Here is a 12,307-nt window from a genome sequence, read left to right on the forward strand (position 1 = left end):
CCAGCCGTCCCCTGTTCGAAAGTCCGAGGTGCCGCCGTGACGTCCCCCACCGCCCCCCGCGACGTCGCCGCGCCCTCCGCGTTGACGGTCGTCGGGATCGGCGCCGACGGGTGGGCCGGGCTGCCCGAGCCGTCCCGTGAGGCGCTGCGCGGGGCCGAGGTGCTGATCGGCGGCGCCCGGCAGCTGGCGCTGCTGCCCGCCGCGTGCGCGGGGGAGCGCGTGCCGTGGCCGTCGCCACTGCGCGCGGGCGTGCCCGGGCTGCTGGCCGCGCACGCGGGGCGCCGCGTCGCGGTACCGGCGAGCGGCGACCCGACCTTCTACGGCATCGCCCGCACCCTGCGCGAGGTCCTCGGCACGGTGCCCCGCGTGCTGCCGCACCCCTCCTCCGTGGCGTACGCCTGCGCCCGGCTGGGCTGGGCGCAGGAGGAGTGCGAGACCGTCAGCGCGGTGGGCCGCCCGCTGGCACGCCTGTCGGCCGTACTGCACCACGGACGGCGCCTGCTGGTGCTCAGCGCGGGCGCGCACACGCCCGGCGAGATCGCGGCGCTGCTGCGGGAGCGGGGGTTCGGCGCCAGCCCGGTGCGGGTGCTCGAACAGCTCGGCGGGGACGGCGAACGCGTGGTCGAGGGGACGGCGCTGACGTGGTCGGCTCCGCCAGGCGACCCCCTCAACGTCGTCGCGGTCGAGTGCGTCCGCGACCCCGGCGACGGCGCCTCGGGTGTGCCCAGGCTCGGCGCCGTACCCGGGCTGCCGGACGAGGCGTACGAGCACGACGGGCAGCTCACCAAGCGCCATGTGCGCGCGGCGACACTCGCCGCGCTGGCGCCCGCGCCCGGCGAACTCCTGTGGGACGTGGGCGGTGGCGCCGGCTCGATCGCGGTGGAGTGGATGCGCGCTCACCCGGCGTGCCGCGCGGTCACCGTGGAGCGGAACGCGGCCCGCGCGGACCGGATAGCCCGCAACGCCGAGCGGCTCGGCGTGCCCGGGCTGCGGGTCGTGACCGGAGCCGCCCCCTCCGCGCTCGCCGCACTGCCCGCCCCCGACGCGGTGTTCATCGGCGGCGGCCTGACCGCACCGGGGCTGCTGGACGCCTGCTGGCGCGCGTTGCCGCCGGGCGGGCGGCTGGTCGCCAACACCGTCACCCTCGAATCCGAGGCACTGCTGGTGGACTGGTACCGCAGGCACGGCGGCGAACTGGTGCGCCTCGGCGTCTCGCACGGGGTGCCGGTCGGCGGCTTCACCGGATGGCGGCAGGCGATGCCGGTGACGCAGTGGGCGGTGTGCAAGCCCTCCGGGGGCGAGGGGGCGGGCGTGGCGCCCGATGTCGCGAGTGCCGACGTGTCCGCCGCCGCGGCGAAGGACACGTCCGATGTGGTGGAACGCACGTCTGATGTGCGGGGAGGCGATGTGGTGGGAGACGAGAGATGACCGTGTACTTCATCGGCGCGGGACCCGGCGCCGCCGACCTGATCACGGTGCGCGGCGCCCGTACGCTCGCCGCCTGCGGGGTGTGCCTGTACGCGGGCAGCCTGGTGCCCCGCGAACTGCTCGCCGAGTGCCCGCCCCACGCGCGCCTGGTCGACACCGCCGAGCTCGACCTGGACGCCATCACCGGCGAAATGGTCGCGGCACACGCCGCAGGGCACGACGTGGCGCGCCTGCACTCGGGCGACCCGTCCGTCTTCAGCGCCGTCGCCGAGCAGATGCGCCGGCTGGACGCGGCCGGGGTGGACCACCAGGTCGTGCCCGGAGTGCCCGCGTTCGCGGCGGCGGCGGCCGCGCTGGGCCGCGAGCTGACCGTGCCGACCGTCGGGCAGACGGTGGTGCTCACCCGCATCGCGCGGCAGGCCACGCCCATGCCGGACGGCGAGGACCTGGCCACACTCGGCCGCAGCGGCGCGCTGCTCGTGCTGCACCTGGCGGCGCGGTACGCCGAGGAGGTCGTCGCCGAACTCGTGCCGCACTACGGCTCCGACTGCCCGGCGGCCGTGGTCGCCTACGCCAGCCGTCCGGACGAGCTGGTACTGCGGGGCACGCTGGCGGACATCGCCGAGCAGGTGAGGGCGGCGGGCGTCAGCAGGACGGCCGTCATCCTCGTGGGCCGTACGCTCGCCGCCGCGCACTTCCGCGACAGCTACCTGTACTCGGCGGAGCGGGACCGGCACGTGTGCTGACCGACCGGGCGGCGGTGGCGAAACGGGGACGCGTGGGGGTGCGCGTGCAGGTGCGGGGGTGTGCGGCGCTGCGAGGCTCAGCGCACGGTGCTGCGTCCCACCACGGCCCCCGCGCGGTCGATGCAGACGACGTCCACCCGTACGGGGGCGCCGCGCAGCACCGCGAGTGCCTCGTCGCGTGCGGCCCGCGCCACCAGGTCGCCGAGGGGAACCCCGGCCGCCTCGCACGAACGCAGCGCCGCGAGTCCCGTGTTGGCCTCGGCGACGTCGTGTGCGAGCGCCTCGTCGGCACCGCCCCGCCGGGCCAGCTCGGCGAGGAACCCCTTGTCCACCTGGGAGCGTTGGGAGTGCAGGTCCAGGTGCCCGGCGGCCAGCTTGGACAGTTTGGCGAAGCCGCCGCAGACCGTGAGCCGGTCCACCGGGTGGCGGCGCACGTACTTCAGGACGGCGCCGGCGAAGTCCCCCATGTCCAGCAGCGCGTCCTCGGGCAGCCCGTACTCGGCGACCACCGTGCGCTCCGACGTCGACCCCGTGCACCCGGCCACATGGGTGCGGCCCGCGGCCCGTGCCACGTCCACCCCGCGCCGGATCGAGTCGATCCACGCCGAGCACGAGTACGGCACCACGATGCCCGTGGTCCCCAGGATGGACAGCCCGCCGAGGATGCCCAGCCGCGGGTTCCAGGTGGAGCGGGCGATCTCCTCGCCGCCTTCGACCGCGAGGGTGATCTCCACATCGCCGCTGCCGCCGTGGTGCGCCGCCACCCGGGCCGCGTGCTCGCGCATCAGCTGCCGTGGCACGGGGTTGACGGCGGGCTCGCCCACCTCCAGGGGGAGTCCCGGGCGGGTGACGGTGCCCACCCCGGGGCCCGCCCGGAAGACGACGCCCGCGCCGGCGGGCAGCGCGCGGACGGTGGCGCGGACGACGGCGCCGTGGGTGACGTCCGGATCGTCGCCCGCGTCCTTGACGACGGCGGCCGTCGCCCACTCCCCGCCGGGGTCCAGCTGTTCGTAGGCGAGGGCGAACGCAGGGCGTTCGCCCTTGGGGAGAGTGATCGTCACCGGATCGGGGAAGTCGCCGGTGAGCAGCGCGGTGCAGGCGGCCGTCGTCGCCGCTGTCGCACAGGCGCCGGTCGTCCAGCCGGGGCGCAGCCCGGTCCTCTCCAGTTGGGCGCCGCGCCCGCCCTTCGCCTCGCCCATCTCGCCTCGCTACTCACCGAAGTCGTCGTTCCCTCACGTCCCCGCCGCGCCGCGTGTCACCCACGCCAGGTGCCGCCCGCGTCACCCGCACCCCGCGTCACCCACCCGAGGAGCCCTTCCCCGTGCACGTACTGATTCTGGGCGGTACGACCGAGGGCAGGCGGCTGGCGGAGCTGCTGTACACCGCGCGGCCGCGGGCCCGGGTCACCAGCTCCCTGGCGGGCCGGGTGGCGGGGCCACGGCTGCCGGGCGGCGGCGCGGTGCGGATCGGCGGCTTCGGAGGCGTCGAGGGGCTGACGGCGTGGCTGCGGGACCACCGTGTCGACCTCCTCATCGACGCCACCCATCCCTTCGCCGAGACGATCAGTTTCCACGCGGCCGAGGCCGCGGCCGCAGCCCATGTTCCCCTGCTCGCCCTCCGCCGCCCCGGCTGGGCCCCCACAGACGGCGACGACTGGCACGAGGTCGCCTCGCTGGAGGCCGCCGCCGCCACCCTCCCGCGCTTGGGGCGGCGCGTCTTCCTGACGACCGGACGGCTGGGCTTGAGCAGCTTCGCCGGTCCCGGCACCGACCAGCTGTGGTTCCTGGCCCGCTCCGTGGACCCGCCCGCGCCGGGGACGCCCCTCCCGGCGCGGACACACCTGCTCCTCGAGCGCGGACCCTTCACGCTGGAAGGCGAACGCGAGGTGCTCCGCAGCCACCGCATCGACGTCCTGGTGACGAAGGACAGCGGCGGCGCCGCGACGGCGCCGAAGCTGGCGGCGGCGCGGGAGAGGGGCATCCCCGTCGTCGTGGTCCGCCGCCCTCCGGTGCCGGACGGCGTGCGGGTGGTGAGCAGCCCCGAACAGGCGGTGGAGGCGGTCCCCGGCCCCCGGTGAGGCGTCGGCGGCGCGTGACGCGCAGGGCACGGCGCCCTGGGCTGTGCCGGGACGGGCTGTGCCGGGACGGGCTGTGCCGGGCGGGCCCGCCCGGCTACGATCGCCGTATGGGTATCGCTCTCACGAAGTAACTCCAGGTGTGCCGTTCCACGGCGGCGGCCGCACCGGTGGTGACCGGTGGGGCCAGGCTGTCGTACCGCGGCACGGAAGCGTCCTGACGGCCACCTCGGCGTGGCCGTGACGTCCCCCTGCCTGGAGTACCCACTTCGTGAACACCTTTCCCGAAGCGCGCCCGGCCCCGTCGGCCCCTGACCGGCGGATGCCCGCGCTCGCGCTGCTCTCCCTCCTGCAGTTCCTCATCGCCATCGACGTGACCGTCGTCAACGTGGCGCTGCCCTCGATCGGGGCGCAGTTCGGCACACCGACGGCCTCGCTCTCCTGGGTCGTCACCGGATACACCCTCGTGGGCGGCGGACTGCTGCTGCTCGGCGGCCGGGTCACCGACCTGCTGGGGCGCCGCAGGATGTTCCTGCTGGGCGCCGCGCTGTTCGCCCTCGCCTCGCTGGCGGCGGGGCTGGCACCGAACCTGCCCACGCTGGTCGGCGCCCGGTTCGCACAGGGCGCCGGTGAGGCGCTGGCGTCCCCCGCGGCGATGTCGCTGATCGCGCTGCTCTTTCCCGGACCCGCCGAACGGGCGAAGGCCCTGGGCGTGTGGGGCGCCATCTCCTCCGGCGGGCTCGTCGTCGGCGTCCTCCTGTCCGGCGTGGTGACCCAACTCCTGCACTGGCGCTGGATCTTCGGCATCAACGTGCCGCTCACGGCGGCGGTGCTGCTGCTCGCGCCCAAACTGGTGCCCGCGGACGCCCCGCGCCCCCGCGCGGGGCGCCTGGACCTGCCCGGCGCCGCCCTGCTGACAGCGGGACCGCTCAGCCTGGTCTACGGCGTACTGGAGTCGGCACCGGTGGCCCTCGCCGCCGGGGTGCTGCTGCTCGCCGCGTTCGTCCTCGTCGAAGCGCGGACGCCCAGCCCCCTGGTGCCGCTGTCCTTCTTCGCGCACCGCACGCGGGCCGTGGCCAACGGCGCGACCGTGCTGTTGAGCGCCGCGCTGTCCACGGCGTTCTTCCTCCTCACCCTCTATCTGCAGGACGTCGTCGGGCTGAGCCCCCTGCAAGCGGGGCTGGCCTTCCTGCCGTTCTGCGCCGTGGTGCTGGCGGCCGTCTCGCTCGCCTCCCGGCTGATCGCCGCGCTCGGCGTGCGCAGCACCGCGCTGGTGGGCCTGGCCTGCACGGCGGCGGGCCTGGGCTGGCTGGCCCGGGTCCCGGAACAGGGCGGCTACCTCGTCGACGTGCTGCCCGGCATGACCGGCGTCGCGGCCGGCATGGGCATCGGGCTGCTCGGTCTGCAGAACGCCGCGCTGCACGGGGTCACCGAGGACGACGCCGGTACGGCCGCGGGCGTCCAGCGTTCCGTCGACCAGCTCGGCGGCTCCCTCGGGCTGGCCGTGCTGGTCGGCGTCGCCGCGGGCGGCGCGGGCGTGGACGGGTTCCGGAACGCCTTCTTCTACGCGCTGATCGGCGTGGCCGTGGCGGCCGCGGGGCTGCTCCTGGCCGGACGCGGCGCACCGCGGGGCGGCACCGCCCGTGGCGGCGGTGCCGCCCGTGACGGCGGTGCCGCGGACGCGGCGGCGGAGGCGCCGCTGGAGACCTGAGGGAGACGGCGGTCAGCTGCCGGTGCCAGGGCGCCCGCCTCGGCCAGGGCCGCCACGGCTTCCTGGACGCTCTCGGGGTCCAGGTGCGCCAAGTCCTCGGCGGCGTCACCCGGCGAGGTCCATCTCTCGAACGCGGACAGGATCTCGGCGGCCGCCGGGTGCAGCGCGGTGGGCGTGCCGTGCGGATAGGGGTGGAGGACGAACCGCCCGTCATGCCAGTAGCAGGTGAGGCAGCGAGAACGGCGAAAACGCATGAGCGCTCCAGAGGGCGGCGCGGGGGAGGGGAGGCGCGGGGAGCAGCGGGCCCGGAACAGGGCCGGGCCCTGGAGGTTGCCCGGCCCTGTACCGCCGGCTCACCTGGCGTCGTACCACCACCAGGTGAAGGGGCACTTGGCGTGCCTGGCGCGGTCGGCCCGGACCACCGCCTCGGCGTTCATGGAGATCTTCCGCATCGCACGTCACCTCCCTTCGTTCTCTCTTGCCCGCTTTGTTCTCCGAGTCAGGCGTCCCGAAAAGGCCGACCGGCCGAAATCAGTCGAACCAGTGGGACGGACGTGAGAGCGCGCGAGCGGCGCGTGCGGCGCGTGCGAGGCGCGGAGGGAGCGGGGTGCGCGCGTCCGCGGGCCGAACGAGAGGCCCTAGTCGAACCCGGGCGCTCCCGTTCCGGCCACCTGGCCCCTGTCCGCCGTCAGTGCGCGGACGAGGCGTGTCAGGTCGGCCGGGGCGGCGGCGAGGCGCACCGGTGTGCCCGCGTCGTCCAGCTCGGCGACGTGCCAGCTGCGGGGCACCGTGTCGCCGTCGTCACCCCGCGCCCGCCGCACCCTCGTGACGGTGAGCCGCTCGACGGGGATGTCCTTCGCCGCGAACCGGCCGGGGCCCGAGTGGGGCGTCACCGCGGGCGGACCGCCGTCCCCGAGGGCGATGTGCGTGCCGAAGTGGTGCGGGTTGTAGTCGGTGTGCTCCAGGAACCGCGCGGCCAGGAACACGTCGCCGGAGCCGCTGCGCCTGTTCCCTTCACCCCCTCCCTCACCTCCGCCCGTCTCCTCCGGGGTGCGGGTGCGGGTCGCCCGCCACGCCCAGGCGAACAGGGCCGACGTGACCAGGCAGCCGGCCGCCGCCCACGCCAGCGCCTCGGGAGCGAACGGGGAGGTCGGGTGGAGGTAGCAGAGCGGCAGCAGCCACAGGGCCGTGCCGCACAGCGCACCCACGAACGGGGCGACCGAGGGCAGGACGTCGTCGTCGGGCAGCCGGCGCGCGCGCAGGCGCAGCAGTACCCGGGCGGCGGGCCAGCCCGCGGCCAGGGCGAACGCGGCCGCGACGACGGCCACGTCCTTGGCGGGCGTGACGTGCTCGCGCCACACCTCGTGCTCTCCCGCGACCTTCCGTATCTCGCGGTGCCAGAGGGTCACGTCGACCTCGTCGCCCGCTTCGAAGCCCGTGGCGGCCTCCCGTGAGACGGCCAGCCGCTGCACGGGGCGGTCGTCGGCGAAGTACAGCCAGCTGCGCTGCCGGGGCCGGTGTGCCTCGGTCCGGTCGATGACCGCCGGCACAGTGGTCAGGCACGCGGCGCGCTCGGCGGCGGGCGTCGTAGAGGTGCACGCGACGGCCGACGTCCAGTCCTGTTCGTGCGAGGCGGTCGCCGGCACCCACCACGCGGCCACGCCCGCGCAGGCGAGCAGCACCGCGCACAGCGCCACCGGCCCGGCGACTCCGTGCCCCGCGGTGCGCTGTGAGACGACGGGGAGGTGGCTCGTCGCGGGGGTGCCGAAACGGCGGTGCAGCGCGCGCAGCGCTTCCAGCGTCGCGTCGAAGTCCGCGGTGTCGCCGGTGTCACCGGTGCTGCCGGTGTCACCGGCCCCGCCGGCGTACGGCAGGGGGAGGAGCCGCTTGCGGCCGTCGTGCAGTACCAGGCCGACCCGGCGGATGTCCCGGTAGCGGTGGTTGCCCTGGTACTTCAGCCGCACGTGCAGGTCGGCGATGTCGCTCCACGGCACACTGCGGCGCCGCAGCAGCGTGCGGGTGTGCAGGCCGTACGCGTCGGCGCGCAGCCGGGCGGTCGCCCCGTGGAGGGCCGGGATGCCCAGCAGCGCCAACAGCAGGCCGGCGGCGCCGAGCCACACGGCCGTGGCTTCGCTCAGCAGCGTGCCCCCGTACCCCAGGTACACCACGGCCGAGACCGCCCCCACCGCCCCCACCGCGCCCAGGCCGGCGAAGAACCACAGGGCGCGCTCGTGAGGAGGGCGGCAGAACACCTCCCGCGTTTCACTCATACCCGGCATCATGCCGCCGCCGGGGCATGAGCGCTTGTGCGGTATGCGGCAACGTACGGGCCCCTGTCGTTGCCGAGGCCGCACCACAGGAGGCGCGCGGCGCTCACGCCTCCGCGTGCCGCTCGGGTTCCGGGTAGCGGCGCGGAGTCCACACGCTCGTCCGCGCCCCGTCCGCGCGCTGCCCGTCCGCGCGCTGCCCGTCCGCGCGCTGCCCGTCCGTGCGCTGCCCGTCCGTCCGCGCCCGCGTCTGCGCCCGCGTCTGCGAGGAACCGACGATCAGCAGGGTGCGCATGTCGACCTGTGCGGGGTCGAGTTCCGCCAGGCGCACGACGTGCACCCGCTCCCCCTCGCCGCCCACGTCGCGGGCGACGACGACCGGCGTGTCCGGTGCCCGGTGTTCCAGCAGCACCTCGCGGGCCTTGCCGACCTGCCAGGTACGGCTCCTGGACCCCGGGTTGTAGAGGGCGACCACCAGATCGGCCGCGGCGGCGGCCCGCAGGCGCTCCGCGATGACCTCCCACGGCTTGAGCCGGTCCGAGAGGGAGAGGACGGCGTAGTCGTGGCCCAGCGGCGCGCCCACGCGGGCCGCCGCCGCGTTGGCGGCCGTCACGCCCGGCAGCACGCGTACCGGCACCTCGGTGTACGGCGCCTCGGAGGCCGCCTCCAGCACGGCCGTCGCCATGGCGAACACCCCCGGGTCACCGCCCGAGACGACGGCCACCCGGCGCCCCCGCCGGGCCAGTTCCAGTGCGAACTCGGCGCGCTCGGCCTCCACCCGGTTGTCCGAACCGTGGCGGCGCTGGCCGTCGTGGCGGGGGATCCGGTCGAGGTAGGTGGTGTAGCCGACGAGGTCGTCGGCGGCGGCCAGCGCGCCCCGCGTCTCGGGCGTCAGCCACAGCGGCCCGGCGGGCCCGGTCCCGACGACCACGACCTCACCGGCCGCGCCGCCGCCCTCGGCTTCGCCTTCCCCAGCGGTGTCGGCATCGGCTTGGTCTTGGGCTTGGGCTTGGTCTTGAGCTGGGGTTTCGGGTTCGGGTTCGGCAGCACGGGACGCGTGCGCGCCCACCTTGCTGGGGAGGACCGCCACCGAGAAGTACGGCACCGAGTCGGCGTCCACGTCCGCCACCAGCCCGGTGCGCTCCCCCTCCATGGTGGCGCGCTCGACGTAGCGGGCCTCGGCCAGCCGGCCCGAACGCTCCAGTGCCCGCCGCACCTTGGGGAAGGTACGGCCCAGTTTCATCACGGCCACCGCGTCGCTGGAGGCGAGCCGTGCGGTCAGTTCCTCCTCGGGCAGCGTGCCCGGCAGGACGGTCAGCGCCTCCTCGGCCTCCGACAGAGGCGTGCCGAGACGGGCCGCCGCCGCGCTCACGGAGGTCACGCCAGGGATGACCTCCGTCGGGAAGCGGTGGGCCAGCCGCTTGTGCATGTGCATGTAGGAGCCGTAGAAGAGGGGATCGCCCTCGGCCAGCACGGCGACGGTCCGTCCCGCCTCCAGGTGCGCGGCCAGCCGAGCGGAGGCCTGTGCGTAGAACTCCTCCAGCGCGCCCCGGTATCCGCCCGGATGGTCGGTGGACTCGGTCGTGACCGGGTAGACCAGCGCCTCCTCCACATGGTCGGCGCGCAGGTACCGGGAGGCGATGGACCGGGCGATCGAACGGCCGTGCCGGGCACTGTGGTAGGCGACGACGTCCGCCTCGGCGATCGCCTCGACGGCCCGTACGGTCATCAACGACGGGTCGCCGGGGCCGAGTCCGACACCGAGCAACCGTCCGGTGCCGGCGGCGTGCGCGTCGCTCGTCTTGCCGTTCCCGGCCTCCGACGGCGCTGTCGGTGGCGCGTGCGGCGGGGCGGGCTCCTGGCGGGGGTCGTCCGGGCTCGTCACCGGGCTCACTCCTCCTCGCTGGCGATGGCGTTGAGCGCGGCCACGGCCAGGGCGCTGCCGCCCCGCCGGCCGTGCACGATCAGGTGGTCGAGCCCCGAGGGATGCCCGGCCAGTGCCTGCTTCGACTCGACCGCGCCGACGAAGCCGACGGGCACCCCGATCACCGCGGCCGGCCGCGGTGCGCCCTCCGCGACCATCTCCAGGAGCCTGAACAGCGCGGTGGGCGCGTTGCCGACGGCGACGACCGAGCCCTCCAGCCTGTCCCGCCACAGTTCGAGGGCCGCCGCTGTGCGTGTCGTGCCCAACTCGGCCGCGAGAGCGGGGACGCGCGGATCGGCGAGGGTGCAGACCACCTCGTTGTCGGCCGGCAGCCGCCTGCGGGTGACACCACTGGCGATCATGGCGACGTCGCACAGGATGGGCGCTCCCGCGCGCAGCGCGGCGCGGGCCCGCGCGACGGCCTCGGGCGTGTGGGCGAGGTCGCGTACGAGGTCGACCATGCCGCAGGCGTGGATCATCCGCACCGCGACCTGAGCGACATCGGCGGGCAGCCCCGCCAGATCCGCCTCGGCGCGGATGGTGGCAAAGGACTGCCGGTAGATGGCAGCGCCGTCCTTCTCGTACTCGAACACTGTTGGTCTGCTCTCGGTCATCGGATCGCGTCGCTCGTCGGGTCGCGTCGCTCGTCGGTTCGTCGGGGCGGGGCGTGCGCGGGTGTGGCCACGGGCCGTCGCCACGGCGGCGGCCAGTTCCGTGCGCGCGTCGTCGTAGGGGACGCAGGGCGCGGGCGGGGTGGACGCCGGCTGCTGTGCGGGGTCCGCGGGGACGGTCGTCACGCGGTACCCCCCGGCCTCCGCGACCACGTCCACGTGGTCACCTCGCGGACGGCCGCACCGCCGCGCGCAGCCCGACCAGTAGACGGGCAGCTCACCCCTGTGACCCGAGGCGGCGTCCGTGGCGTGGGCGGCCGCTTCCGCCACGCTGGCGGCCGCGTCGGTGCGGACGTCCGCGAGCGCCTTGCCGCATCCCGGCCGCCCGGTGCACGCCCCCACTCCGCGCCACGGGGAGGCGGGCCGCGTCACCAGTCCGGCGTCGCCCAGCGCCGCCAGCGCGGCCTCCGCGGCCTCGTCCGCGACCCCGGGGACGACGACGCCGCGCCACGGCGTCACCCGCAGTTCCCCGGTGCCCGCGTGGCGGGCCGTACGGGCCAACAGCCGCCACTGGTCACCGTTCAGACGCCCCAGCGGTGCCAGGACGGACAGCGCGACGCCGTGGCCCGCGGCGGCACCGGAGCCCCCGACCGCCCTGACGAGGCCGGGTGCGGGCCCCTCCGGCGGGGCGGCCGCCGCACGCGCCGGGGACGGCGGAAGGGGGACGGCAGGGGCGGCCGGCCCGACGCGTTCCGCCGTGCGGCGCAGGACGCTGCCGCGGACGTCTGGCGGGAGATCGCCGATCCGCCAAGCCCGTTCTCCGTACGCGCGTACGGCGTCGACGAAGGCCTCGGCGGCGGCGAGCGCGGCGAGGGGGGCGAGAGCGTCGGGCACGTGCAGCACGTCCGCCTCACCGGCCGCGCGGTCGCCCTCGTGACCGTGCCCGTGACCGCCCAGGCGCAGCAGCGCGGCCCCGTCGTCCAGCGCGAGCAACGTCACGTCCGCACCCAGCGCCGAGACGTCCCCGCGCCCGTCGTCCAGGGCGAACAGGAACCGCCCCGACAGTTCGCTCGCGTCTTCGCTCGCGCACAGAAGCCGGTCCAACTCGACGAGCCAGGTGCGTACGTCGCGGCGCCCTTCGCCGTCCAGTCCCGACAGCGGCGAGGCCACGATGTTGCGCACCCGCTCGTGCGCGGCGGAGGGCAGCAGCCGCGCGGCCTCCAGCAGGCGCCCCAACTCGTCGGCGGACCGCGCCTCCAGGCCGCGGAGTTGCAGGTTTCCGCGTGAGGTCAGGTGCAGCGCGCCGTCCCCGAGGTGCAGCGCGGCAGCGGCCAGCGCCTCCGCCTGTGCGGCGTCCAGCACCCCGCCCGGCACCCGGACACGTGCCAGCGCCCCGTCGTCCGCGTGGTGCAGCCGCAGCGCCCCCGGGCACGCGTCCCCGCGCGCACGGGGCGCCGCACAATGTGTTGCATCAGCAACTGTCGCGGCGTCCTGGGCGGACGAAGGGGAGGGGGTCACGGACATGGCCGCGAGCATACCCACCGGC

At 75.8% G+C, this 12,307-nt stretch carries 8 protein-coding genes and 1 pseudogene; 4 read left to right on the forward strand and 5 right to left on the reverse strand.

The window, feature by feature from the left end; genetic code table 11:
- Positions 1-36: 36 nt before the first annotated feature.
- Both cbiE and cobM read left to right on the forward strand, forming a co-directional pair.
- A complete protein-coding gene (gene cbiE, locus MMF93_RS17945; RefSeq protein WP_242752821.1) occupies positions 37-1,428 on the forward strand; it encodes a precorrin-6y C5,15-methyltransferase (decarboxylating) subunit CbiE in 1,392 nt (463 codons plus the stop codon).
- A complete protein-coding gene (gene cobM, locus MMF93_RS17950) occupies positions 1,425-2,174 on the forward strand; it encodes a precorrin-4 C(11)-methyltransferase (protein WP_242752823.1) in 750 nt (249 codons plus the stop codon). Before cbiE ends, cobM begins: the two co-directional genes overlap by 4 nt.
- A 77-nt stretch (positions 2,175-2,251) precedes the next feature.
- Here cobM and MMF93_RS17955 read toward each other — a convergent pair whose 3' ends face one another.
- Positions 2,252-3,373, reverse strand: coding sequence for a cobalt-precorrin-5B (C(1))-methyltransferase (locus MMF93_RS17955; RefSeq protein WP_242752825.1), 1,122 nt, complete (start codon positions 3,371-3,373; stop codon positions 2,252-2,254).
- A gap of 122 nt (positions 3,374-3,495) precedes the next feature.
- Here MMF93_RS17955 and MMF93_RS17960 point away from each other — a divergent pair, with 122 nt between their 5' ends.
- Entirely contained in the window at positions 3,496-4,251 is a 756-nt protein-coding gene (locus MMF93_RS17960; protein WP_242752827.1) for a cobalt-precorrin-6A reductase, read from the forward strand.
- A 319-nt stretch (positions 4,252-4,570) separates the two neighbouring features.
- Complete coding sequence (locus MMF93_RS17965) at positions 4,571-5,959, forward strand: MFS transporter (RefSeq protein WP_423835619.1); 1,389 nt, start codon at positions 4,571-4,573, stop codon at positions 5,957-5,959.
- A gap of 638 nt (positions 5,960-6,597) precedes the next feature.
- On the opposite strand, the gene MMF93_RS17970 is transcribed toward MMF93_RS17965, so the two are convergent.
- From MMF93_RS17970 to cobG, 4 genes and pseudogenes are all read right to left on the reverse strand, one after another.
- Entirely contained in the window at positions 6,598-8,229 is a 1,632-nt protein-coding gene (locus MMF93_RS17970; RefSeq protein WP_242752831.1) for a PH domain-containing protein, read from the reverse strand.
- A 103-nt stretch (positions 8,230-8,332) separates the two neighbouring features.
- A complete protein-coding gene (gene cobJ, locus MMF93_RS17975) occupies positions 8,333-9,955 on the reverse strand; it encodes a precorrin-3B C(17)-methyltransferase (protein ID WP_242757635.1) in 1,623 nt (540 codons plus the stop codon).
- A gap of 161 nt (positions 9,956-10,116) precedes the next feature.
- Positions 10,117-10,743, reverse strand: a complete 627-nt coding sequence (locus MMF93_RS17980) for a precorrin-8X methylmutase (RefSeq protein WP_242757636.1) — start codon at positions 10,741-10,743, stop codon at positions 10,117-10,119.
- Between the two features lie 42 nt (positions 10,744-10,785).
- Positions 10,786-12,297 (reverse strand): annotated as a pseudogene (gene cobG / locus MMF93_RS17985) (precorrin-3B synthase); the annotation flags it as partial.
- Positions 12,298-12,307: the final 10 nt, after the last annotated feature.

The organism is Streptomyces tubbatahanensis, from assembly GCF_022699385.1.
GTDB classification, from domain to species: domain Bacteria; phylum Actinomycetota; class Actinomycetes; order Streptomycetales; family Streptomycetaceae; genus Streptomyces; species Streptomyces diacarni.

Excerpts from the sequence above, each read along its gene's own strand:
- cobM (WP_242752823.1), top strand. The coding sequence starts at position 1,425 with ATGACCGTGTACTTCATCGGCGCGGGACCCGGCGCCGCCGACCTGATC.
- MMF93_RS17955 (WP_242752825.1), bottom strand. The coding sequence starts at position 3,373 with ATGGGCGAGGCGAAGGGCGGGCGCGGCGCCCAACTGGAGAGGACCGGG.
- MMF93_RS17965 (WP_423835619.1), top strand. The coding sequence starts at position 4,571 with ATGCCCGCGCTCGCGCTGCTCTCCCTCCTGCAGTTCCTCATCGCCATC.
- MMF93_RS17970 (WP_242752831.1), bottom strand. The coding sequence starts at position 8,229 with ATGAGTGAAACGCGGGAGGTGTTCTGCCGCCCTCCTCACGAGCGCGCC.
- cobJ (WP_242757635.1), bottom strand. The coding sequence starts at position 9,955 with ATGACCGTACGGGCCGTCGAGGCGATCGCCGAGGCGGACGTCGTCGCC.